This window comes from Streptomyces sp. NPDC093795 (assembly GCF_044764665.1).
Lineage (GTDB): Bacteria > Actinomycetota > Actinomycetes > Streptomycetales > Streptomycetaceae > Streptomyces.
Genome location: NZ_JBIWIO010000012.1, coordinates 52,005 through 74,335 on the forward strand (window position 1 = coordinate 52,005; position 22,331 = coordinate 74,335).

The window sequence follows — 22,331 nt, forward strand, 5'->3', positions numbered from 1 at the left end:
CCGCGACCGCGGTGGACGGCGTTTACCGAGCGCCGTCCGCGACCGCGGTGAAGCCCTCGCCCGAGGCGTCGGTGAGGGTGAGCGTGCGGTGGTCGAGGCGGTAGTCGAGCGGGCCGTCGAGGAGCTCGTACAGCTTCGTCTCCAGCGTCATCTGCGGGCTCGCGCACATCATGCGGGTCGTGGCGGCCGGGCCGTCGACGGTGAGTGTGCGGGCCTTCTCGTCGGTGCGGGCGGTCGCGGAGAAGTTGTTGCAACCGAGGTTGCCGGTGACCCGTCCGTCCGCGCCGATGACGATCCGCGCCTTGCCCCCGCTGCCTGCGGGCAGCGAGGCCGCGGTGTCCTTGGAGAGGAGGCCGTCGATCTTCCAGGTGGTGCCGCGCAGCGGGGCGGCCGGTTCGGCGGTCAGCTCCAGGCCACCGCGCCCGTCGGGGGAGTCGAGGGTGAAGCTCTCCCCCTCGATCTTCCCCTTGAGCTTGCCGGAGAAGGCCTTGATCAGCTCCTGCTCGAAGCGCTGCCGGTCGGCGGGGCAGCCGATCTCGGTGACTTCCTGCGGGGTGACGGTGAGGGTGTCGCCGTTCACGGCGACGGCGGCACCGAAGGAGTTGCAGCCGCTGTTCCCCCGGGCACGGCCGTTCTCCACGAAGTCGACGCGGGCGCCGTCCGGGGCGGCGGACCTGCGGCCGTCGACCGTGACGGCGTCCACCGTCCAGTGCGTGCCGGTGACCGGCAGGTCCGGGGAGACGGTGTCCGCACCGGAGCCGCCGCCTCCTTCCGTACCGCAGGCGGTGAGCAGGAGGAGGGGAACCAGGGCGAGGAGTGCGCGTGGCTTCGGCATGCAGGTGTGACGGAGAAGCCCGCCGTCCGGTTCCAGGGCCCGGGCGGGGCCAGGGCGTGTCCGGTCCTGAACCGCCGACCGCGCCTCAGCCCATCAGGGGCAGGAGCCCCTTCAGGTCGGCGCGTTCGCCGCTCGCGCGGACCCGGGCCTCGTCGAGCTCCGTGGCCCACTCGGCCCGGCCGGTCGCCAGCCTGATCCACGTCAGCGGGTCCGTCTCGATGACGTTCGGCGGGGTGCCCCGGGTGTGCCGGGGGCCCTCCACGCACTGCACCACCGCGTACGGCGGGATTCGCACCTCGACCGCCCCGCCCGGGGCCTTCGCCGCGAGGGTGTCGGCGAGCAGCCGGGTGCAGGCGGCGAGGGCCTGCCGGTCGTACGGGACGGCGGCGCCGGTCGCCGCGTTCAGGTCGTCGGTGTGGACGACGAGTTCGACGGTCCTGGTGACCATGAAATCGGCGAGGGACATCGCGCCGAAGCTCACCGGCAGGAGCCGCTCGTCGGCGGCGCCCGCCACCGCCTTGCCGAAATCGTCCGCCACGCGCGCGTAGAGCCCCGGCAGGTCGGAGGCGTCGATGCCACGGGTGTGCGCGTCGATCCGCTCGGACGCGCCGGCGGTCACGAACGGCCAGTCGAGCAGGGCGAGCCGGTCCCCGCCGCGCTCCGGCATGGCCAGGAGCTGCGGCACCGAGTCGACCATCCACGCGAGGTGCGCCGCCAGGTCCCGTACGGTCCACTCACCGAGCCGGGTCGGCCCGTCGAGCTGCTCGGGAGTCAGCGCCCCGACCGCCTCCCGTACGTGCCCGAACTGGGCGAGCACGGCGGTCCTGATCTTGGCGGAGTCGTAACCGCGGGTGCGCTTCTTGGCCGGTGGCATGGGGGCGAGGGTAGTCGGAGACTGGAGAGGGAGGGCCGCCCGCACACCCGCACACGTACGAGAGGGGTCGATCAGCCATGGCTGAGCACCCTGACGCCACCCTGGTCCGCCGGGGCTTCGAAGCTTGGACCAGCGGGGACATGGAGACCGTCGGCACCCTGATGACGGCGGACTGTACGCACCACTCGCCCGGCGAGAGCCAGATCTCCGGGCACATCAAGGGCCGGGACAACGTCCTCGACATGTACCGGAAGATGTTCGAACTCACCCGCGGCGAGATGCGGATCGAGCTGCAGAGCGTCTCCGTCGACGGCCGCGGCCATGCCGTGGCGGCGAACCGGTTCTTCGCCACGCGCGAGGACATGGGCATGGGGATCGAGATGAACGGCGCTCTCGTCTTCACCATCATCGGCGGCAAGATCTCCGACATCGACGAGTGCGTCGAGGACATCGACGTCTCCGACGCCTTCTGGGGTCAGCCCGAGTAGACCGCGCCGCGTGGCACCTCGAACGTCTCGCCGTTCCTCGGTACGCCGACACCGCGCCAGGTGAACGGCACGCCGCTCGCCGTGTCCAGGTCCGGGCCGTCCATCAGCTGGAAGTGCACGTGCGGCTCGGTGGAGTTGCCCGAGTTCCCGCACCGGGCGAGTTCCTGGCCGGCCGAGACGCGGTCGCCCGCGCGGACGGCCAGGGAGCCGCGCTTCAGATGGGCGTACATCGCGTACGTACCGCCGCCGAGGTCGAGCACGAGGTGGTTGCCGGTGACCCGGCGGGCTCCGCCGATGCTCCGCGCCCCGGATTCGATCAGCAGCAGATAGAGGACGCCGAGCAGCGAGTTCCGGCTGAGGTGGTCGCGCTGCCGGTCCTCGGCGTGCACGACGGTCGCGTCCGCGACCGCGAGCAGCGGCGCGCCGAAGGCCGGGAAGTCCCCGCTCCGTCGGGCCACCGGCCACAGCCAGGCGAAGCCCGGCCGGGGCCGCGCCTCGTCCTCCCGGGTGACGTCGATCGCGTACGTCTGGCCCAGCTGGTGGGTGCCGTGGCTGGGCGTCCGGTCCGTCGGGCTGTTCAGCGCGGACCAGAGGCCGGTGACCGGCGGGGCCACCTCGACCGCGGCGCGGGGCGTGGCCATGACCCGGCCGCGGGCGGTCCGGGCGAGACCGACGCCGAGAACCATCGCGACGATCACGGGCAGCCAGCCCACCCAGTACGGGTACGGCAGCTCGACGACGAACGAGGCGAGCACCTGGACGACGAACGCCAGCCAGAGCACGCGGTGGAGGGCCACCACCAGTTTGCGCGAGGACATCCGGATTCCCCCTGAGGATCGTGGTGTCGGTTACGGGCGGGCCGCGGTGAGGACCACCAGGAGCGGGACGACCCGGGGCCCCGGGACCTCGTAGCGACCGCGTCCGACGGTCCTGAGCCAGCCCGCGCCGGTCAGTTGGCGCAGGTGGTGGTAGATCTGGCCGGTCGTGCCGGTCTCTTCCAGCTCCGCCAGCTCGGCGGCGGTGCGCCGGCCGCCCAGGATCTCCCGCAGCAGGCGGAGCCGTACGGGATGGCCGAGCGCTGCGAAGGACTCGGCGGCGTCCGCCCAGTCCTCCTCGAACAGCTGCCCGGTGAAGGCGCCGAGCTGCCACTCGTACCGCTCCCGGGTCGGCAGCCTGACGGTACCCGTGAAGACGACCGCGCCGTCCTCGCCCCGGTCTCCCGCGTCCGCCGCGAGCTGCGCCTTGAGGCCTTCGAGGGCCCAGAGCGGGCTGTCGGTGGTGGCCACGGGGCCGGGGCGATCCGCGGCTTCGGCCGTGCTGCCGGCCGCGCTTCTCGTCGCGCTTTCGGTCCCGCGTCCAGCCGCGCCGCCGGCCGTGCTCTCCAGGGCCGCGATACGCCGTTCCAGCGCGGCGACCCGCTCTTCCAGCTCCATGCCGTCGAGATTACGTAATTACGTAATGGCCCGCAAGGGGACACGCGAAAGCCCCCGCCCCGACCTTCCGGTCCGGGCGGGGGCTTCCCCGCGCTCCGTATCAGGCCAGCAGGGCCGGGATCGTCGCCTCGTGCGCCTCGCGCAGCTCCGTGAGGGAGAGCGCGAACTCGCCCTGCACGTCCACCGCGTCACCGTCGACGACACCGATGCGGGCCGCCGGCAGACCCCGCGCACCGCACATGTCGGTGAAGCGGAGCTCCTCGCTGCGCGGGAGGGCGACGACCGCACGGCCGGCCGACTCGCTGAAGAGGAACGTGAAGGCGTCCAGGCCTTCCGGGACGACCAGACGCGCGCCGTTCCCGCCGCGCAGGCAGGACTCGACGACCGCCTGGATCAGACCGCCGTCGGACAGGTCGTGCGCCGCGTCGATCATGCCGTCGCGGGAGGCCGAGATCAGGATCTCGCCGAGCAGCTTCTCCCGGTCGAGGTCCACGGCCGGCGGCATGCCGCCGAGGTGCTGGTGGATCACCTCGGACCAGGCCGAGCCGCCGAACTCCTCACGCGTGTCGCCGAGCAGGTAGAGGAGCTGGCCCTCTTCCGCGAAGGCGATCGGCGTACGGCGGTTCACGTCGTCGATCACACCGAGCACGGCCACGACCGGCGTCGGGTGGATCGCGGTCTCGCCCGTCTGGTTGTAGAGCGAGACGTTGCCGCCGGTCACCGGGGTGCCCAGCTGGAGACAGCCGTCCGCGAGACCACGGGTGGCCTCCGCGAACTGCCACATCACGGCCGGGTCCTCGGGCGAACCGAAGTTCAGGCAGTCCGAGATGGCCAGCGGCTTGGCACCGGAGGCGGCGACATTGCGGTACGCCTCCGCAAGCGCGAGCTGCGCGCCCGTGTACGGGTCGAGCTTCGCGTACCGGCCGTTGCCGTCCGTCGCCATGGCCACGCCGAGGTTGGTCTCCTCGTCGATACGGACCATGCCGGCGTCCTCGGGCTGCGCCAGGACCGTGTTGCCCTGCACGAACCGGTCGTACTGGTCCGTGATCCAGGACTTCGAGGCCTGGTTCGGCGACGAGACCAGCTTCAGGACCTGGTCCTTCAGCTCGGCGCCGTCCTGCGGCCGGGGCAGCTTGCCGGCGTCGTCGGCCTGGAGCGCGTCCTGCCACTCGGGGCGCGCGTACGGCCGGTGGTAGACCGGGCCCTCGTGCGCGACCGTGCGCGGCGGGACGTCGACGATCTGCTCGCCGTGCCAGAAGATCTCCAGGCGCTCGCCCTCGGTCACCTCCCCGATGACGGTGGCGATGACGTCCCACTTCTCGCAGATCTCCAGGAACCGCTCGACGTGCACGGGCTCGACGATCGCGCACATGCGCTCCTGCGACTCGCTCATGAGGATTTCCTCGGGCGAGAGGGTCGCGTCGCGCAGGTGGACCCGGTCGAGCTCGACGCGCATGCCGCCGGAACCGGCGGAGGCCAGCTCGGACGTGGCGCAGGAGAGCCCGGCGCCGCCGAGGTCCTGGATGCCCGCGACCAGCTTCTCCTTGAAGATCTCCAGGGTGCACTCGATGAGGAGCTTCTCCTGGAAGGGGTCGCCGACCTGGACGGCGGGGCGCTTCTTGGGCTTGCCCGTGCCATCGGCACTATCGGATGCAGCGTCGAAGGTCTCGGACGCGAGGACCGAGACGCCGCCGATGCCGTCGCCGCCCGTGCGGGCGCCGTACAGGATGACCTTGTTGCCGGGGCCCGAGGCCTTGGCGAGGTGGATGTCCTCGTGCTTCATCACGCCGATGCAGCCGGCGTTGACCAGCGGGTTGCCCTGGTAGCAGGAGTCGAAGACGACCTCGCCGCCGATGTTCGGCAGGCCGAGGCAGTTGCCGTAGCCGCCGATGCCGGCGACGACACCGGGCAGCACGCGCTTGGTGTCGGGGTGGTCGGCCGCGCCGAAACGCAGCGGGTCGACGACCGCGACCGGGCGGGCACCCATGGCGAGGATGTCGCGGACGATGCCGCCGACGCCGGTGGCCGCGCCCTGGTAGGGCTCGATGTACGAGGGGTGGTTGTGCGACTCGACCTTGAAGGTGACCGCGTACCCCTGGCCCACGTCGACGACGCCGGCGTTCTCGCCGATGCCGACGAGCATGGCGTCGTTCTCCGGTACCTTCTCGCCGAACTGCTTCAGGTGGACCTTGCTGCTCTTGTAGGAGCAGTGCTCGGACCACATGACGGAGTACATGGCGAGCTCGGCGCCGGTGGGACGGCGGCCGAGGATCTCGCGGATGCGCGCGTACTCGTCCTCCTTGAGGCCGAGCTCCTTCCAGGGCTGCTCGCTGTCCGGCGTCTCGCTCGCGTGCTTGACGGTGTCGAGGAGGCTCATCAGGCGTTGACCAGCTTCTTGAGGATCGAGGTGAAGAAACCGAGGCCGTCCGTCTTACCGGTGCCGACCAGGGGCTCGACGGCGTGCTCGGGGTGCGGCATGAGGCCTACCACGTTGCCCGCGGCGTTGGTGATGCCCGCGATGTCGCGCAGCGAGCCGTTGGGGTTCACGTCCAGGTAGCGGAAGGCCACCCGCCCCTCGGCCTCCAGCTCGTCGAGGACACGCTCGTCGGCGACGTACCGGCCGTCCATGTTCTTGAGCGGGACCTCGATCTCCTGGCCCTCGGTGTAGTCCGAGGTCCAGGCGGTCCCCGCGTTCTCCACCCGCAGCTTCTGGTCGCGGCAGATGAAGTGGAGGTGGTTGTTGCGCAGCATCGCGCCCGGCAGCAGATGCGCCTCGGTGAGGATCTGGAAGCCGTTGCAGATACCGAGGACGGGCATGCCCGCCTTCGCCTGCTCGATGATCGTCTCCATCACCGGCGAGAAGCGGGAGATGGCTCCGGCCCGCAGGTAGTCGCCGTAGGAGAAACCGCCGGCCAGGACCACGGCGTCGACCTGCTTGAGGTCCTTGTCGCGGTGCCACAGCGAAACGGGCTCGGCGCCCGCGAGGCGGGCGGCGCGCAGCGCGTCCTGGTCGTCGAGCGTTCCGGGGAACGTGACGACGCCGATGCGTGCGGTCACGACTCCACCTTCACGATGAAGTCTTCGATCACTGTGTTTGCAAGGAAGGTTTCGGCCATCTCATGGATGCGGGCGAGGGCGGCGTCGTCGACCGGTCCCTCCACCTCCAACTCGAAGCGCTTCCCCTGGCGGACGTCGGCGATTCCGGCGAATCCCAGGCGGGGCAGTGCACGCTGCACCGCCTGCCCCTGAGGGTCGAGGATCTCCGGCTTGAGCATGACGTCGACTACGACGCGTGCCACTGGCACTCCCGGTGGTGTGTTGCGTGGGCGGTTCCCTCAGCGTACCTGCCTCCAAATTCTACGCGGGTAGAGATCTGAAGGATCCTACAAATGCCAGGCCGCGGAGGCCCCCGACCCGCACACACCACCCACGCCCCCGCCCGAGCACATCCACACAAAATTCGAGTGAAATATTGCGGACCTCATTGCCCCGGGACACGCTGAAACAATTGCCAGGGCTTCACAATGCGACACCTGCCGCTGTACAAAGGAATCCAGAAGAAAGCAGCATTGTCCCGGCACAGCCGCAAGGCCGACATCACCGCACGTCAGAGGCGCCACAAGCGCCCCCTCCGCGGAGTCGGCCGCAGGAAAGGACCGATATCCGTGGCTCAGCGTGTGGTGGTCACTCTCTCCGACGACATGGACGGCGGAGAGGCAGCTGAAACGGTCGCGTTCGGTCTTGACGGGAAGATGTACGAGATCGACCTGAATGCTGCCAATGCAAAGAAACTCCGCAAGGCTCTCGCCCCGTACCTCGCGGCCGGGCGCAAGCTGCCGGCCAAGACCGCGGCCGCCCGGAGCGCCTCGGCGGAGACGTACACCCACACCTCACTCGCCCCCGATCCGGCGGCGGTCCGGGCCTGGGCCCAGTCCCACAAGATGGAGGTGCCCGCCCGCGGACGGATCCCGAAGCGGGTCTACGAGGCCTTCCGCGAAGCGAGTTGAGCCGGGGCGGCGGACCCGGCCCGCGCGGGCCGGGGAACCGATTTGCATTGCACCCCCCATGATCCGCTAGAGTCTGGAACACGCCGAGGGGCGAGGCCGCAAAGCCCCACCTCACGCAGCGTGCGGGTGTAGTTCAGTAGCAGAACAGCCCCCTTCCAGGGGGAAGGCGCAGTGTGCAATTCCTGTCACCCGCTCTGCATCGCAAGACCGAGCACTCCGGTGCATCAGGTAGAGTGGTGCTCGCACCGCCCAGTGAAAGCTGAGCGGCAGCATGCGGACGTGGCTCAGTTGGTAGAGCATCACCTTGCCAAGGTGAGGGTCGCGAGTTCGAATCTCGTCGTCCGCTCAGGAAGTCGAAGGCCCCGGTTCTCAGGAACCGGGGCCTTCGTCGTGTTCCCGGCCGCGTGTTCTCGGCCGCCTGTTCCCGGCCGTGTGTTCCCGGTGGGGCGTCCCCCCGCCGCCCCCATGACATTTGTCAGATACCGCGATGACAGCGCGCACTGCCGGACGGCCCCGCCCGCCGGAAGCCTGGACACATGACCAACGCGATCGAAGCGGAAGGCCTGCGCCGCGGCTACTCCGGCGGCTTCGAGGCCGTGCGCGGCATCTCCTTCACCGTCCCCCGCGGCGAGATCTTCGCCCTCCTCGGCACCAACGGCGCCGGCAAGACCTCCACCGTCGAACTCCTGGAGGGCCTCGCCGCCCCGAGCGCCGGAACCGCCCGTGTCCTCGGCCACGACCCGTACCGCGAGCGGGCCGCCGTCCGCCCCCGCATCGGGGTGATGCTCCAGGAGGGCGGCTTCCCCGGCGACCTGACCGTGACCGAGACCGTACGGATGTGGGCGGGCTGCACAAGCAACGCCCGGCCCGCCGCCGAGGCCCTCGCCGCCACCGGGCTCACCGGCCGCGAACGGGTACGGGTCAAGCAGCTGTCGGGCGGCGAACGGCGCCGGCTCGACCTCGCGCTCGCCCTCCTCGGCCGCCCCGAGGTCCTCTTCCTCGACGAACCGACCACCGGCCTCGACGCCGAGGGCCGCCGCGACACCTGGGACCTCGTCCGGGCGCTCCGCGACGACGGCACCACCGTCCTGCTCACCACCCACTACCTGGAGGAGGCCGAGACCCTGGCCGACCGGCTCGCGATCATGCACGCCGGCCGGATCGTCCTCTCCGGCACCCCCGCCGAGGTCACCGCCGCCCGGCCCGCCCGCATCCGCTTCACCCTCCCCGACGGTGTCCCGGCCGGGCGCCTCCCGCTCCACCTGCGGGCCGCCGAGGACGGCGGGCGGGTGGAGATCCGTACCGGCTCCCTCCAGGACGACCTCGCCGCGCTCCTCGGCTGGGCCCGGGAGCACGACGTACGACTCGACGGGCTCGACGCCCGGTCCGCCTCCCTCGAAGAGGCGTTCCTCGACATCGCTTCACAGACCTCGGCGCAGGCGCAGATGCCGGCGCAGGACCCGACGCAGACGCAGGACCCGGATCTGGAGGCCGTCCGATGAGCTCGCTCACGCACTTCCCCGCCCGTACGCGGCTCACCCGTACGCGGCTCGCCGCGCTCGGGCGGGCCGAGCTGACCCTGCTCGTCCGCAACCGCACGGCGCTCTTCGTCGCCGTCTTCGTCCCCGTGCTCATGGTGGGAGCGATCCGCAGCTCCCTCGACAGCGTCGAGCTCGGCAAGGCGGGCACGACCATCGCGGAGGTCGCCGTCACCGGCGGCATCGGCATGGCCCTCCTCATGGTCGTGCACTCCAACCTCGTCTCCGCCTTCGTCGCCCGCCGCGAGTCGCTCGTCCTCAAGCGGCTGCGGACCGGCGAGGTCACCGACATCGAGATCCACACCGGGATCGCACTGCCGGCCGCCGTGCTCACGCTCGCCCAGTGCGCCCTCATGACGGCCGGCGGCGTCGCCGTCCTCGGCCTGCCCGCACCCGCCCGGCCCGCGCTGCTCCTCGCCGGTGTCCTCCTCGGCGTCGTGCTGCTCACCGCCGTCGCGGCCGCCACCTCGGCCGTCACCCGCACCGTCGACAGCGCCCAGCTCACGACCATGCCGCTGCTTCTGGTCTCGTCCATCGGGTCCGGGCTCTTCGTCCCCCTCTCCGTCCTCCCCGACCGGCTCGCCTCGCTCTGTGAGCTGCTGCCGCTGACCGGCGTGATGACCCTCGTACGGGCCGGCTGGTCCGGCGGCGTGGAGCCGGGGGATCTGGTGGGCGCCACGCTGACCGCGGTGGCCTGGATCGTGCTCTCGGTGTTTGCTGTCCAGCGGTGGTTCCGGTGGGAGCCCCGGCGCTGAGCGACCGCGCCACGCAATGTCGCCGAGAGACCGGGAGGAACCCGTCGTGAAGAGCTGGAGCGGCCGGAGCGGTCCGGCCAAGGTGGACGTCTACACGCGCGTCACCGCCTACATGCTCCTGTGGGCCGCCGTGTTCGTCCTCGGGCTCCTCCTCCTGATCCGGCCGATCCGGCACGAGGCCCCGCTCCTCCTGGTCGTCGTGGCCCCGCTGTTCAACCTCGCCAACGGGATCCTCTGCCACCGCTTCCTGCGCCGAGCGATGGACGTGTACCTGCGCCCCGGAACCGCGCTCGGCCCGCGCGAGATCCTGCCCGCGGCCGCGGCCGGGGCCGCCACCGCGGCGGCCGTCCTCGCCGAGGCCGCCACCGCCGACCTGACCGGGCTGCTGCCCGGGATGCTCGGGGCGGCCCTCGTCCCCTTCGTCGCCGGGCACTGCCTGGTCTTCCCGATACGGACCGTCGTCCTCCACCAGACCCTCCTGACCGGGGTGCTCCTGGCCGCCGTACCGCTCACCGGCCGGGGCACCTGGCCGACCGTCTTCACCGTGACGACCGTCCTCTTCATCACCGGCTGGCTCGCCGTCACCATCCGCCTCTCGCTCTGGGTGCTCGGGGTCCTCTACGAACTGCGCGAGGCGCGCGATGTGCAGGCCCGGCTCGCGGTCGCCGAGGAGCGGCTGCGTTTCGGGCGGGACCTGCACGACATCCTCGGCCGGAACCTGTCCGTGATCGCCCTCAAGAGCGAGCTCGCCGTCCAGCTCGCCCGGCGCGGACGCCCCGAGGCCGTCGACCAGATGATCGAGGTGCAGCGCATCGCCCAGGAGTCCCAGCGGGAGGTACGGGACGTCGTACGCGGCTACCGCGAGGCGGACCTGCGGGTGGAGCTGGAGGGCGCGCGGGGTGTCCTCGACGCGGCCGGCATCGACTGCGCCGTCGACACCCCCGGGCTCGCCCTGCCCGACGAGGTGCAGGCGGCGCTCGGGTGGGTGGTCCGGGAGACCACGACGAACGTACTGAGGCACGGGGACGCGCGGCACTGCGCGATCGCCGTACGCGAGGAGGAGGGCGCGGTGCTGCTGACCGTGGAGAACGACGGAGCCGGGGGCGGGGCGGGGGCGGGTGTCGGGTCCGGCGCCGGCGCGGGGGCCGGGGTCGGCGCCGCCGCGGGGTCAGGGGTCGGCGCCGGCGCGGGGTCAGGGCTCGCGGGGCTTCGGGAGCGGCTCGCGGCCGTCGGCGGGACCCTGGAGGCCGGGCCGGGCGAGGGCGGGACGTTCCGCGTGACGGCCAGGGTTCCGGTGGCCGGTACGGGAAGCGGCACCCGTACTCGTACCCGTGTGCCTACGGGTACCGAGGCGACCCCGTGACCGTCCCCGTAACCCGTACGCGTACCCGATCCCGATCCCGTACCCGTACGCGTACCCGATCCCGTACCCGCCCTCGTACCGAGGTGACCCCGTGACCGCCCCCTCCCCCTTCCCCGTCCGCGTGCTGCTCGCCGACGACGAGCATCTGATCCGCGGCGCGCTCGCCGCGCTGCTCGGTCTCGAGGACGATCTCGTCGTCGTCGCCGAGGCCGCCACCGGGCCCGAGGCGCTCGCCATGGCCCGGGCCCACCGCCCCGACGTCGCCGTGCTCGATCTGCAGATGCCGGGCGCGGACGGTGTGACGGTCGCCACGGTCCTGCGGGACGAACTCCCCGCCTGCCGCACCATGATCGTGACCGGTCACGGCCGGCCGGGGCACCTCAAGCGGGCCCTCTCCGCCGGCGTCCGCGGCTTCGTCCCGAAGACCGTCAGCGCTCAGCGGCTCGCCGAGATCATCCGTACCGTGCACGCCGGAAACCGTTACGTGGACCCGGAGTTGGCGTCCGACGCGATCGCCGCCGGGGACTCCCCGCTGACCGCCCGGGAGGCCGAGGTCCTCGAACTCTCCGCCGACGGGGCACCCGTCGCGGAGATCGCCCGGCGCGCCTCGCTCTCCCCCGGCACCGTCCGGAACTACCTCTCCTCGGCCGCCGCGAAGCTCGGTGCCGAGAACCGTCATACGGCGGTGCGGCTCGCGCAGGCGAAAGGTTGGGTATAGTTGGCTCCGCGCTACGGCGCATGCGGACGTGGCTCAGTTGGTAGAGCATCACCTTGCCAAGGTGAGGGTCGCGAGTTCGAATCTCGTCGTCCGCTCCATGAAGAAGCCCCCGGTCGAATCGACCGGGGGCTTTCTCGTGTCCGGCTCAGCTCCAGTTCTTGCCGGTCAGCAGCTCGTACGCCTCGATGTACTTGGCGCGCGTCGCGTCCACGATCTCCTGCGGGAGGGGCGGCGGCGGCTGCTCGCTCTTGCGGTCCCAGCCGGAGGCCGGGGAGGTCAGCCAGTCCCGGACGAACTGCTTGTCGTACGAGGGCTGGGCGCGGCCCGGCTCCCACTGGTCGGCCGGCCAGAAGCGCGAGGAGTCCGGGGTGAGGACCTCGTCGGCGAGAACCAGCGTGTCCCCGTCGAAGCCGAACTCGAACTTGGTGTCGGCGAGGATGATCCCCCGGTCGCGCGCGACGTCACGGGCCCTGCCGTACACGGCGAGGGTCGTCTGACGCAGCAGCGCGGCCGTCTCGGCGCCGGCCTGGCGGGCGACCTCCTCGTACGGGACGTTCTCGTCGTGGTCGCCGACGGCGGCCTTGGTGGCCGGGGTGAAGATCGGGGCGGGCAGCTCGGAACCGTCGCTCAGCCCCTCGGGGAGCGCGAGGCCGCAGACCGTACGGGACTCGTCGTACTCGACGAGGCCGGAGCCGGTGAGATAGCCGCGGGCCACGCACTCGACCGGGACCATGTTCAGCGACTTGCAGACGAGGGTGCGGCCCGCCCAGTCGGCGGGGGCGCCGGCCGGCAGGTCGGTCGAGAGCACGTGGTGGGGGACCAGGTCGGAGAGCCGGTCGAACCACCACAGGGAGAGCTGGGTGAGGACCCGGCCCTTGTCGGGGATCTCGGTGGGCAGGACCCAGTCGTACGCGGACATGCGGTCACTCGCCACCATCACGAGGTCACCGGCCTCGTTCCGGTACAGGTCGCGCACCTTGCCCGTGTGGAGATGGGTGAGGCCCGGGACCTGAACAGGCTCGGGCTTTTCTACGAATCCGGACACGGTTCCTCCGCGTAGGTTGATCCAGGAGCGGTTCGATTCTCTCGCACCGGGGCCGGTCGGCAGCGGGCGGGCCCGGTCAGTCCTGGTCAGCCCCGGTCGGTCCCGGTCAGTCCCTCTTACAGATCCGGTCCAGAAGGTTCGCGGTGGCGCGCTGGACCCGGGCGTCGACATGGCCCGGCCGGTCCAGCGCCGGTGACCAGGCGAACGTACCGGAGGCGAAGACCCAGGCGCCCGAGGGCGACCGGTAGAGCGAGGTCTCCTGGTGGCGCAGCGCCCCCTCGCCGTCGCGGTAGGGCGAGTGGGCGAGCAGGATGCGGCCCTGGTGCTCGGGGAGCGCCGTGCGCGGGAAGTAGCGGTCGGCCTCGCCCGCGACCAGGCCCGGCAGCTCGTCGCCGTCGCCGGCCCCGGTGGCCTCCCAGAGCCAGTGCTCGGCGTTCCGCACGACCAGCGGGTGCGGCTCGGGGACCCGGCCCGCGTACTGGATGCCGAGGAGCTGCTGCTCGGGCCGGTCGACCTCCCGCCAGAGCGCCGAGCGGCCGGGGCCGCGCCGTTTGCGGCAGGTGAGGAGCCGGTCCGGCACCCCGGACGGCGAAGGGCCGAGCTCCACCTGCCAGTACATGGTGTTGGCGGAGAGGAAGACGAGCGACGTCCCCTGGTCGCGGGCGAGTTCGACGGTCCTGCGCATCGGCGCCGACCAGTACTCGTCGTGCCCAGGGAAGACCAGGCCCCGATAGCGGGTCGGGTCGACCCGGCCCGCGTGCAGGTCGCGGGTCTCCGCGTACGCCAGGTCGTAGCCGTAGCGCTCGGCCCAGCGGATGAAGTCGTAGGCGTGCCCGACGTGCAGCGGCAGGCCCGCGCCCGCGTACGGGCGGTCGAAGGAGACGGTGACGGCCGCCTCCTCCTCCCCGAGCAGCCGGCCGTCCTCGTCCCAGGCGTGGTAGAGGCTGGCGCCGGTGCGGCCGTCCTCCGGATAGAGGTTGTACGCCTGCCAGGTCACGTCCGGGAGGACGAGGAGCAGATCGGCGGGGTGGTTGTCGCGGACGGTGAAGGGGATGTGCGAGCGGTAGCCGTCGACGGTGGTGAGGACGGCGACGTACGCCCCGATCGACCAGTACGTGGGGACCTGCAACCGCCACGACTGCCACCAGTGGTGGCAGGAGACCGTGCGGTCGGCGGTCAGCGGGGCCGGCTGGACGATCCCGGAGAGCCGGGGGCTGGTGGTGATCTTCGCGGCCCCGTGGCCGCCGTAGTGCCCGATCCGGTAGACGTCGACCGAGAACTGCTGCGGCGGGTCCACCGTGATGTGGAAGTCGATCGACTCGCCCGGAGCCACGGCTCCGTCGGACGCGAACCCCTTGATCTGGCGCCGGACGTCGTCTGCCGTGCGCGGGCCGCCGCTGCCGCCCCGGGCCAGGGTCTCGTCCGCGTACCAGGGGACCATCTGGCCGGTGTCGTCGAAGTAGTTCTCGGACCCGCGCAGCCAGGGCAGGGGGCCCTGGCCGAAGGGATCGGTGACGGCGTGCGCGAGCGCGCCCGACTCCCACCGCCTGATCTGGTCCGCCCCCATGCTGCGCCCCTCCCTCGACTCCCCCGGGTCGGCTGTTCAGTGCCTCTGATGCGTGTCTGTGCTTCGTGCGTGTGCTTCGTGGCTGTGCTTCGTGCCTCTGGTTCGTGCTTCTGTCAGTGGCGGTCTCCAGCACATCACATAACGCACGCACTCCGTCACCGTTCGTCGTGAATTGACGAGAGTGGAACCCCAGGCTCCGGGAAGCCGCGCCGTGAAAGTGCCCCCCGACGGGGCTCAGACCAGGCGTACGGGCTTCTCCGGCCGCACCCCCGTGCGGGCCAGCCAGACGCGCAGCGGCTCCGGGTCGCCGTCCTCGACGAGGGCGAGGACACGGGGTCCGAGGTCCGCCGCCCGCTCGCCACCGACCAGGAGGGAGGGCCCGTCGAGCCAGTCGAGGCCCGGGGTGGCCTCGGCCGTGTCCACGGCCGCGCAGCAGACCATCGCGGTGACGTGGTCGGCGAGCAGGTCACGGCCGGAGCGGGGCGGCTGGAGCGGGAAGAGCGGCAGGGGCCCGTCGGGACCGCTGACGGCCGCCGGGGGCGCGGAGGGCCGGTCGTCCGTCCTGGCGCTCTTGGCCAGGGCCTCGGCGGTCCGGGCGGTGGCGGCGGCCACCCGCGCCTCCCGCGCGGCCTCCTCGCGCGCGAGAAGCGCGCTGAGCGCCCCCGCGAGCGCCTCGGCGGCGGGATTGTCGGGCTCGTCGTCGACCTCGGCGTCGGTGTCGGCGTCGTCGCGTACGGCGTCGGCGACTGCTTCGGGGAGCGGGAGGTCGGTGGGGGCGGTCGTGTCACCCTGTACGGCCCCGGGGGCCATGGGCGCGGTGGAGGCCGTGGGTGCTGCCGTGGACAGGTGGGCGATCACCCGGGTCAGGGTCGGGCCGGCCGCGGTCGACGCGGCTCCGGCCGGGGAGCCGGCCGCGCCCAGGCCGTCGAGGACCTGGTGCAGTCGGGCCGCGTCGGTGCGCCACTTCCGGTCGACGACCTCCTCCGGGTACTGGCTCCACTCCACCGGGGACCAGTCGGGGCCGGGTTCGGCCGGGCCGCCGTGGAAGAGGCGGGCGGCGAGCAGCGAGGCGGCCTCGTCGACCGCTCCCGGCTCCTCCAGGAGGTCGCAGGCCGGGCGCTCGCCGAGGCGGGACGAGAAGCCGTCCGCGAGCCGGTCCCGGCGGGAGAGCTCGGTCAGGGCGGAGACCACGCCCGCGTCGAGCCGGGAGGGCCAGCGGCCCATGCGCCAGGCGGGCAGCGCGACCCGGGTGAGGAGGCGGTCCCACCCCGCGTACGCCAGGCCGACCTGCTCCTGCGCGACGATCCGCACACCGTAGTCCACGGCCTGGGCGCGCTCCGAGCCGGCGACGGCGACCCCGCGCTCCATCTCGGCGGCGTGCCCGCGGCAGGCGCGCAGCAGGACGCGGGCGACCTGCCCGACGCCGTGCGCGCCGAGCCTGCGGAGCGGGTCGAGGCCGGGGGCCCGGGGCACGGCGACGGCCGCGTCCAGGCCTCGGACGAAGCGGCGGGCGGCGGCTATGTCGGGGTGGGCGGCGGGGCCGGTGCCGGCGACGACGGGGGCGAGGACCGCCCTCAGTTCGCCGACACGCATCCACCACAGGAAGGGCGACCCTATGACGAGGACGGGAGCACCGACTCCGGCTCCGGCTCCGTCCCTGTCCGCGTATCCGTCGACGGAGGTGCGCCGCGCTGCTCGGTGGGCCCGGTGGGTGCGGTCCTCCAGCCAGCTGTCGCAGTCGGGCGTCAGGGCTATCGCGGCGGGCGCCGGCACGTCGAGCCGGTCGGCCAGGTCCCGGACGAGCCGGTAGAGGTCGGGGGCGGCGGTCTCGGCGAGCTCCACCGTCGGCGTCGCGGCCGGACGGGCCCGGGCGACGACGAGGGCGACGGCCGTGGCGGCGAGGAGGACGAGGACCGCGAGCACGGTCACCACCCAGCGGGCCGCGTCCCAGCCGGAGCCCGTGAAGCGGCCGGTGACCCCGCCCGCGTACAGGACGACGGCGACGGCGGCGGGGAGGACCGCGAGGCCCAGGGCCCTGCCGCGGACCCGGAGGACGCCGAGGGCCCGGGAGCGCGCGGCGCGCACGCCCCACTCCTCGGCGACAACGGAACCGGTACCGGACACGCCGTACATCACCCCCTTCTGCCCCTCGCGGGGCCGCCCATGTCTGGACCGCCCATGCCGGGACTGCCTGTGGCGGTGTTGGTCACTCCCCCACTGTGGCACCCGCCACTGACATCGCAATGCCGGTGGGCCAAGTGCCGGAACGCCTTCGCCGCACCCTAGTTGGGGCGGTGGCGGACGTCATCCGGATGGCTCAGTCGTCACTCGATGGAATGGCTTTGGGCAAAGGTGATGGCATTCGCGCGGCCGTACGGTTCACCGCACGGCCGCGCGACGAATCAGGCTCCGGCGGCCTTCCGCGCGATGTCCGTACGGTGCTGGGAGCCGTCAAGGCGGATGCGGCCGACCGCCGCGTACGCGCGCTCGCGGGCCTGCCCCAGGTCCGTTCCGGTGGCGGTGACCGAGAGGACGCGGCCGCCCGCGCTCACGATCGCGTCGCCGTCCCGCCTCGTTCCGGCGTGGAGCACGTACGCGTGCGGGGCGTCCTTCTCCGCGACCTCGTCCAGGCCCTCGATCGGGTCGCCCGTGCGCGGGGTCTCCGGGTAGTTGTGGGAGGCGATGACCACGGTGACGGCGGCGTCGTCGCTCCAGCTCAGCGGCGCCTGGTCGTCCAGGGTGCCGTTGGCGGAGTTCAGCAGGACGCCGGCCAGCGGGGTCCTGAGCCGGGCCAGGACCACCTGCGTCTCGGGGTCGCCGAAGCGCGCGTTGAACTCGATGACCCGTACGCCACGGCTGGTGATCGCCAGACCCGCGTACAGCAGACCGGAGAACGGCGTGCCGCGGCGGCGCAGCTCGTCGACCGTCGGCTGGAGGACGGTCGCGAGGACCTCGTCGACCAGCTTGGGGTCGGCCCACGGCAGCGGCGAGTAGGCGCCCATGCCGCCGGTGTTGGGGCCCATGTCGTCGTCGAGCGCGCGCTTGAAGTCCTGCGCGGGCCGGAGCGGGAGGACGGTGACGCCGTCGGTGATCGCGAAGAGGGAGACCTCGGGGCCGTCCAGGTACTCCTCGATGACCACCCGGTCGCACGCGAGCGCGTGGGCCCGTGCCTGCGCGAGGTCGTCGGTGACGACGACGCCCTTGCCGGCGGCCAGGCCGTCGTCCTTGACGACGTACGGAGCGCCGAAGGCGTCGAGCGCCTCGTCGATCTCCTCGGGGGTCGTGCAGACGTAGCTGCGGGCGGTGGGGACCCCGGCGCCGGCCATGACGTCCTTGGCGAACGCCTTGGAGCCCTCCAGCTGCGCGGCTTCCCGCGACGGGCCGAAGGCGGGGATGCCGGCCGCGCGGACGGCGTCGGCGACACCGGCGACGAGCGGGGCCTCCGGGCCGACGACGACCAGTTCGGCGCCGAGCTCGGTGGCGAGGCGCGCGACGGCTTCGCCGTCCAGTTGGTCGACGGGGTGCAGCTCGGCGACCTCCGCGATTCCGGCGTTGCCGGGCGCGCAGTGCAGAGCGGTGACGTCGGGATCGAGGGAGAGAGAGCGGCACAGGGCATGTTCGCGGGCGCCGCCGCCGATGACGAGGACCTTCACGTCAGCCAGGGTAGCCCGCGGGGCGGGATGCCCCTTGTGCGGGCCACTGAACGAGACGCCCCTACTCGTTCGTGTATTCCTCCACAACGGTCGCTCCGAGCTCGCGCACGATGAGTTCGTGCCCGGAGAGGGCGGAGTCGACGAGGTCCGGATCGTCCTCCTCCGGTACGTCGTCCTCGGGCGCCACGGGCTGGGGCGCGGGCGGCGAGTACGCGGGCGCGGGGGCCCCCGACGGCGCGGGGGCGGACGGCTGCGGGAAGGCGGGAGCGGGTGCGGGCGAGCCCTGCGAGGGCGCGGGCGCCGACGGCGGGGCCTGCTGGAAGGCCGGGGCGGACGCCTGCGGCCGACCGCCCCCGAAGCCGCCGGACCCACCGGACCCGCCGGACCCACTGGACCCGCCGAAGCCGCCCGTACCGCCCGAACCGCCGAAGCCGGTGGCGGCGGGCGGGGGCGAGGCGCCGCCCGAGGGGTCGATGATCGCCTCGACCTTCCAGTTCACGTTGAACTGTTCGGCGAGGGCCTGCTTGAGGACGTCCTCGCTGCCGCTGCTCGCGAAGTTGTCGCGGGCGCCGGCGTTGAGGAAGCCGAGCTGGAGGGTGGTGCCGTCGAAGCCCGCGACCTGCGCGTTCTGGCTGAGCAGGATCCAGGTGAAGCGGCGCCGGTTCTTGACGGCGTCGAGGATCTGCGGCCAGAGGTTCCGCACCTGGGCCGTGTCCCCGCCGCCGCCCCCGGCGGCTGCCGGGGCGGGGGCCTGCGGCGCGGGCTGCGCCTGTACGGGAGCGGGAGCCGGCGCTGCCGCGGCGGACGCCCCGGGCCAGGCGCCGGGCGCACCGCCGCCGGGGGTGGCGGCACCCGGCCACGCACCGGGCCGGGGAGCGGCGGGAGCCTGGGCGGGCTCGGAGTGCTGCACGTGTACGGGGGCGGGCTGCGCCTCTACGGGAGCGGGGGCCGGGGCGGGCGCGGGCTGCGCGGGCGCCGGGGCGGGCGGGAGCGGGGGCGGGGCCATCGGGGTGTGGGCGTCGGGCCCGGGCACGTACCCCATGGCGGGCGCCGGAGGTCCGGGCGTGAAGACGGGCGCGGGCGCGGCGGAGGCCCCGCGCTCCAGCCGGTCGAGCCGCGCCTGTACGGAACGCTCGTCGTCGAAGGCGGCGGGCAGCAGCACGCGCGCGCAGATCAGCTCCAGCTGGAGCCGGGGCGAGGTGGCGCCCCGCATCTCGGTCAATCCGCTGTTGACGAGGTCGGCGGCCCTGCTGAGCTCCGCCGCCCCGAACACGGACGCCTGGGCCTGCATGCGCTCGATCACGTCGACCGGGGCGTCGATGAGCCCCTTCTCGGCGGCGTCCGGCACGGCGGCCAGGATCACCAGGTCGCGCAGCCGCTCAAGGAGGTCGGCGACGAACCGGCGCGGATCGTTGCCCCCCTCGACGACCCGGTCGACGACCTCGAAGGCGGCGGCGCCGTCGCCGGCCGCGAACGCCTCCACGACGGAGTCGAGCAGCGACCCGTCCGTATAGCCGAGCAGGGACGTGGCCATGGTGTACGTCACACCGTCGGCGGCGGCTGCGGCCAGGAGCTGGTCCATCACGGACATCGAGTCACGCACGGACCCGGCACCGGCCCGCACGACGAGCGGCAGCACCCCGTCCTCGACGGGGATGCCCTCGCGCCCGCAGACCTCGCCCAGGTACTCGCGCAGCGTCCCGGGCGGCACGAGCCGGAAGGGGTAGTGGTGCGTACGCGAGCGAATGGTCCCGATGACCTTCTCGGGCTCGGTCGTCGCGAAGATGAACTTGAGATGCTCCGGCGGCTCCTCGACCACCTTCAGGAGGGCGTTGAAGCCCGCCGAGGTGACCATGTGGGCCTCGTCGATGATGTAGATCTTGTACCGGCTGGACGCGGGCCCGAAGAAGGCCTTCTCCCGCAGGTCACGGGCGTCGTCCACACCACCGTGCGAGGCGGCGTCGATCTCGATGACGTCGATCGACCCCGGCCCGTTCCGCGCGAGGTCACGACAGGACTGGCACTCCCCGCAGGGCGTCGGGGTGGGCCCCTGCTCACAGTTCAGACAGCGCGCCAGAATCCGCGCACTGGTCGTCTTGCCGCACCCACGGGGCCCGCTGAACAGGTACGCGTGATTGACCCGGTTGTTCCGCAGGGCCTGCTGCAACGGGTCGGTGACATGCTCCTGCCCGATGACCTCGGCGAAGGACTCGGGGCGATAGCGGCGGTAGAGCGCGAGAGACGACACATGTACGAGGTTATAGGCGCCCACCGACAACCCGGGAAAAACCGCCCCCGCGCACCCCGGAACCAACGCCCACAGGCGGCCCGACCGCAGACCCGACCCCGCCACCCCCACCCGGGAACCCCACCCGGGACCCCCGCCCGGCAACCCACCCCGGCAAACCCACCCGGGAACGCAAGCGCCCCCCACGCACCTGCCAGAGCCGACCTACCCTTGCTGCCTTCCGGCCCTGGGGGAGTTCAGTCAGATAGCACCGCGTGAGGGGCTGCGCCCAGCGTACCCGATCCCGACCCACCCTCCGGCCCCGGCCCCCTCCCGAACCCCCATCCGAAGGAGGTTCGCGAGCACCCTCCAAAGTCATGTAATGTTCGTCGCGGAGGATTCGCCTAGTGGCCTAGGGCGCACGCTTGGAAAGCGTGTTGGGGGCAACCCCTCACGAGTTCGAATCTCGTATCCTCCGCCATTGCTCTCACCGGGCAATTCGTTGAAGGGCCCCACCGTTCGCGGTGGGGCCCTTCGACGTTCCTCAGGCCCCGTTGTCCTGGTTTTTGTCCACAGGGGGCGACTCCGGGGGTCCCCAGATGGCTTCCGCGATCTTCCGGGCCACGTCCTTCAGCATGGCGTCCGGCACGTGGAGGTACCGCGCCCGCATCCGGGACGACGTGCCCGGCTCCCACCCCATGATCTGGTCGATGACACGGTCCGGGACTCCGAGGAGCATGAGCACGGTGGCGGCTGTGTGCCGAGCATCGTGGAGACGCGCGTCACGTACCCCGGCGTCGCCCAACAGCTTCTTCCAGTCGTGGTAGTCCGTGTTGGGGCTGAGCGGGCCACCGAGCGGCTTGGTGAAGACGTAGTCCGAGGCGATCCAGAGACTCCCCGCCCTCACTCGCTCGCGGGATTGTGCCTCCCTGTGCGCACGGAGCATTACGACCAACGGACCGGGCAGCGGTACGGCCCGGCGGCCGGCCCGCGACTTGGTGTTCTTGGTCTCCCGCCGCACCTGCTCGCGCTTCGGGCAGTACCCGGCCTTACGGCCGCACGGCGACGCTTCGGAGCATCCGTGTGCGTACTTCGGCCGCAGACGGTTTCGGCGCAGCTTCAGGTACTCGTTGTCCAGGTCCACGTCGGCCCACCGCAGACCAAGGGTCTCGCCCTGTCGCAAACCGAGAGCAAGCGCGAGCATCCAGCGAGCACTGTTGCGGCGCTTGTTCACCGCCAGCAGCAGGCTCTGCACCTCCTCCACGGAGTACGGCTCGATCTCGTCCTCGTCGCCCTCCACCCGGGGCGGCTTGGCCAGGGCGGCGGCGTTCTTCGCCGCGTAGCCACGACGGACAGCCTCACCAAGCGCGGTACGAGCGGTGCGGTGGGCCTGGTGAGCGGTGGCGGGCTTGCTGCCGTTCTCCTTCATCCGGCGATACAGGCTCTCCAGGTGCTCGGGCTCCAAGCGGTCCATCCGGTGCTTCCCGATGCCCGGAACGAGGTGAACGCGCACCGCCACTTCGTAGCCGTCGTAGGTGTTCTCGCTGACCACAGCCTTGGCGATGTTCTCGACCCAGTGGCACAGCCACTTCTCGACGGTCCACAGCTTCCCGGGCTGCTGCGCGGTTCCCTGGTCTCGCTGTTTCTCCAGCCGCTTGACCTCATCCTTCAGGGCGGCTTCCGTAGGCCGCGTGATGTGCCTGCGGTAGGGCTCCCCGTTGTCCTTGTAGCCCATCGGCACCCGGGCGTGCCAACGACCGTCCTGGCCGAAGTAGATGGATGTCTCGCCGTTCGCCCGGCGGGTGCGCTTCTTCTGTTCTCCCACAGT

Annotated in this window: 19 protein-coding genes, 4 tRNA genes and 1 other RNA gene; 10 read left to right on the forward strand and 14 right to left on the reverse strand. The window is 72.2% G+C overall.

Going from position 1 to position 22,331, the window contains the following annotated elements:
• Positions 1–22: 22 nt before the first annotated feature.
• Both ACIRB7_RS28235 and ACIRB7_RS28240 read right to left on the reverse strand, forming a co-directional pair.
• Positions 23–835, reverse strand: coding sequence for an META domain-containing protein (locus ACIRB7_RS28235; RefSeq protein ID WP_403603830.1), 813 nt, complete (start codon positions 833–835; stop codon positions 23–25).
• A gap of 85 nt (positions 836–920) precedes the next feature.
• A complete protein-coding gene (locus tag ACIRB7_RS28240; protein ID WP_403603831.1) occupies positions 921–1,709 on the reverse strand; it encodes a sterol carrier family protein in 789 nt (262 codons plus the stop codon).
• Between the two features lie 77 nt (positions 1,710–1,786).
• On the opposite strand from ACIRB7_RS28240, the gene ACIRB7_RS28245 reads away from it, so the two are divergent.
• A complete protein-coding gene (locus ACIRB7_RS28245) occupies positions 1,787–2,197 on the forward strand; it encodes a nuclear transport factor 2 family protein (protein WP_403603833.1) in 411 nt (136 codons plus the stop codon).
• Here ACIRB7_RS28245 and ACIRB7_RS28250 read toward each other — a convergent pair.
• The 5 genes from ACIRB7_RS28250 to purS form a co-directional block, all read right to left on the reverse strand.
• Positions 2,185–3,015, reverse strand: coding sequence for a M23 family metallopeptidase (locus tag ACIRB7_RS28250; RefSeq protein WP_403603835.1), 831 nt, complete (start codon positions 3,013–3,015; stop codon positions 2,185–2,187). The two genes, ACIRB7_RS28245 and ACIRB7_RS28250, sit on opposite strands and share 13 nt — an antisense overlap.
• 30 nt (positions 3,016–3,045) lie before the next feature.
• A complete protein-coding gene (locus ACIRB7_RS28255; protein WP_403603837.1) occupies positions 3,046–3,630 on the reverse strand; it encodes an ArsR/SmtB family transcription factor in 585 nt (194 codons plus the stop codon).
• 100 nt (positions 3,631–3,730) lie between these two features.
• A complete protein-coding gene (purL, locus tag ACIRB7_RS28260) occupies positions 3,731–6,007 on the reverse strand; it encodes a phosphoribosylformylglycinamidine synthase subunit PurL (RefSeq protein WP_403603839.1) in 2,277 nt (758 codons plus the stop codon).
• Positions 6,007–6,687: a phosphoribosylformylglycinamidine synthase subunit PurQ gene (purQ, locus tag ACIRB7_RS28265; protein ID WP_327163303.1), complete on the reverse strand. Its 681-nt coding sequence runs from the start codon at positions 6,685–6,687 to the stop codon at positions 6,007–6,009. Before purQ ends, purL begins: the two co-directional genes overlap by 1 nt.
• Positions 6,684–6,929, reverse strand: a complete 246-nt coding sequence (gene purS / locus ACIRB7_RS28270) for a phosphoribosylformylglycinamidine synthase subunit PurS (protein WP_017240564.1) — start codon at positions 6,927–6,929, stop codon at positions 6,684–6,686. Before purS ends, purQ begins: the two co-directional genes overlap by 4 nt.
• A gap of 366 nt (positions 6,930–7,295) precedes the next feature.
• On the opposite strand from purS, the gene ACIRB7_RS28275 reads away from it, so the two are divergent.
• The 8 genes from ACIRB7_RS28275 to ACIRB7_RS28310 all read left to right on the forward strand — a co-directional run bounded on the left by ACIRB7_RS28275 (position 7,296) and on the right by ACIRB7_RS28310 (position 12,109).
• A complete protein-coding gene (locus tag ACIRB7_RS28275; protein ID WP_403603841.1) occupies positions 7,296–7,637 on the forward strand; it encodes an Lsr2 family protein in 342 nt (113 codons plus the stop codon).
• Positions 7,638–7,759: 122 nt separating this feature from the next.
• Positions 7,760–7,831 (forward strand) — tRNA-Gly (locus tag ACIRB7_RS28280).
• A 79-nt stretch (positions 7,832–7,910) separates the two neighbouring features.
• A tRNA-Gly gene (locus ACIRB7_RS28285) sits at positions 7,911–7,983 on the forward strand.
• Between the two features lie 190 nt (positions 7,984–8,173).
• A complete protein-coding gene (locus tag ACIRB7_RS28290; RefSeq protein ID WP_403603843.1) occupies positions 8,174–9,139 on the forward strand; it encodes an ABC transporter ATP-binding protein in 966 nt (321 codons plus the stop codon).
• Complete coding sequence (locus tag ACIRB7_RS28295) at positions 9,136–9,930, forward strand: ABC transporter permease (RefSeq protein ID WP_403603845.1); 795 nt, start codon at positions 9,136–9,138, stop codon at positions 9,928–9,930. Before ACIRB7_RS28290 ends, ACIRB7_RS28295 begins: the two co-directional genes overlap by 4 nt.
• 46 nt (positions 9,931–9,976) lie before the next feature.
• The gene (locus ACIRB7_RS28300) at positions 9,977–11,293 is read left to right on the forward strand and encodes a sensor histidine kinase (RefSeq protein WP_403603847.1); all 1,317 of its coding nucleotides are present in this window, start codon (positions 9,977–9,979) and stop codon (positions 11,291–11,293) included.
• A gap of 91 nt (positions 11,294–11,384) precedes the next feature.
• The gene (locus ACIRB7_RS28305; protein WP_403603849.1) at positions 11,385–12,011 is read left to right on the forward strand and encodes a response regulator; all 627 of its coding nucleotides are present in this window, start codon (positions 11,385–11,387) and stop codon (positions 12,009–12,011) included.
• A gap of 22 nt (positions 12,012–12,033) precedes the next feature.
• Positions 12,034–12,109: transfer RNA gene (locus ACIRB7_RS28310), tRNA-Gly, on the forward strand.
• Between the two features lie 47 nt (positions 12,110–12,156).
• On the opposite strand, the gene ACIRB7_RS28315 is transcribed toward ACIRB7_RS28310, so the two are convergent.
• The 6 genes from ACIRB7_RS28315 to ffs form a co-directional block, all read right to left on the reverse strand.
• A complete protein-coding gene (locus ACIRB7_RS28315; RefSeq protein WP_403603851.1) occupies positions 12,157–13,056 on the reverse strand; it encodes a phosphoribosylaminoimidazolesuccinocarboxamide synthase in 900 nt (299 codons plus the stop codon).
• Between the two features lie 106 nt (positions 13,057–13,162).
• The gene (locus ACIRB7_RS28320) at positions 13,163–14,623 is read right to left on the reverse strand and encodes a N,N-dimethylformamidase beta subunit family domain-containing protein (protein ID WP_403603853.1); all 1,461 of its coding nucleotides are present in this window, start codon (positions 14,621–14,623) and stop codon (positions 13,163–13,165) included.
• Positions 14,624–14,857: 234 nt separating this feature from the next.
• Positions 14,858–16,756 carry a hypothetical protein gene (locus ACIRB7_RS28325; protein WP_403603855.1) on the reverse strand — a complete coding sequence of 633 codons (1,899 nt, stop codon included), beginning with the start codon at positions 16,754–16,756 and terminating at the stop codon, positions 14,858–14,860.
• A gap of 269 nt (positions 16,757–17,025) precedes the next feature.
• The gene (purD, locus tag ACIRB7_RS28330) at positions 17,026–18,276 is read right to left on the reverse strand and encodes a phosphoribosylamine--glycine ligase (protein WP_403603857.1); all 1,251 of its coding nucleotides are present in this window, start codon (positions 18,274–18,276) and stop codon (positions 17,026–17,028) included.
• Between the two features lie 61 nt (positions 18,277–18,337).
• Positions 18,338–20,524, reverse strand: coding sequence for a DNA polymerase III subunit gamma and tau (locus tag ACIRB7_RS28335; RefSeq protein ID WP_403603859.1), 2,187 nt, complete (start codon positions 20,522–20,524; stop codon positions 18,338–18,340).
• 168 nt (positions 20,525–20,692) lie between these two features.
• Positions 20,693–20,791: signal recognition particle sRNA small type (ffs, locus tag ACIRB7_RS28340), an RNA gene on the reverse strand.
• A 105-nt stretch (positions 20,792–20,896) separates the two neighbouring features.
• Here ffs and ACIRB7_RS28345 point away from each other — a divergent pair.
• Positions 20,897–20,984 (forward strand) — tRNA-Ser (locus ACIRB7_RS28345).
• A gap of 63 nt (positions 20,985–21,047) precedes the next feature.
• Here ACIRB7_RS28345 and ACIRB7_RS28350 read toward each other — a convergent pair.
• Positions 21,048–22,328 carry a tyrosine-type recombinase/integrase gene (locus ACIRB7_RS28350; RefSeq protein WP_403603861.1) on the reverse strand — a complete coding sequence of 427 codons (1,281 nt, stop codon included), beginning with the start codon at positions 22,326–22,328 and terminating at the stop codon, positions 21,048–21,050.
• Positions 22,329–22,331 lie beyond the last annotated feature (3 nt).

Coding starts and splice junctions, on each gene's coding strand:
- ACIRB7_RS28240 (WP_403603831.1), bottom strand. CDS start 1,709: ATGCCACCGGCCAAGAAGCGCACCCGCGGTTACGACTCCGCCAAGATC.
- ACIRB7_RS28290 (WP_403603843.1), top strand. CDS start 8,174: ATGACCAACGCGATCGAAGCGGAAGGCCTGCGCCGCGGCTACTCCGGC.
- ACIRB7_RS28255 (WP_403603837.1), bottom strand. CDS start 3,630: ATGGAGCTGGAAGAGCGGGTCGCCGCGCTGGAACGGCGTATCGCGGCC.
- purL (WP_403603839.1), bottom strand. CDS start 6,007: ATGAGCCTCCTCGACACCGTCAAGCACGCGAGCGAGACGCCGGACAGC.
- ACIRB7_RS28245 (WP_403603833.1), top strand. CDS start 1,787: ATGGCTGAGCACCCTGACGCCACCCTGGTCCGCCGGGGCTTCGAAGCT.
- ACIRB7_RS28295 (WP_403603845.1), top strand. CDS start 9,136: ATGAGCTCGCTCACGCACTTCCCCGCCCGTACGCGGCTCACCCGTACG.
- ACIRB7_RS28235 (WP_403603830.1), bottom strand. CDS start 835: ATGCCGAAGCCACGCGCACTCCTCGCCCTGGTTCCCCTCCTCCTGCTC.
- ACIRB7_RS28325 (WP_403603855.1), bottom strand. CDS start 16,756: ATGTACGGCGTGTCCGGTACCGGTTCCGTTGTCGCCGAGGAGTGGGGC.
- ACIRB7_RS28250 (WP_403603835.1), bottom strand. CDS start 3,015: ATGTCCTCGCGCAAACTGGTGGTGGCCCTCCACCGCGTGCTCTGGCTG.
- ACIRB7_RS28320 (WP_403603853.1), bottom strand. CDS start 14,623: ATGGGGGCGGACCAGATCAGGCGGTGGGAGTCGGGCGCGCTCGCGCAC.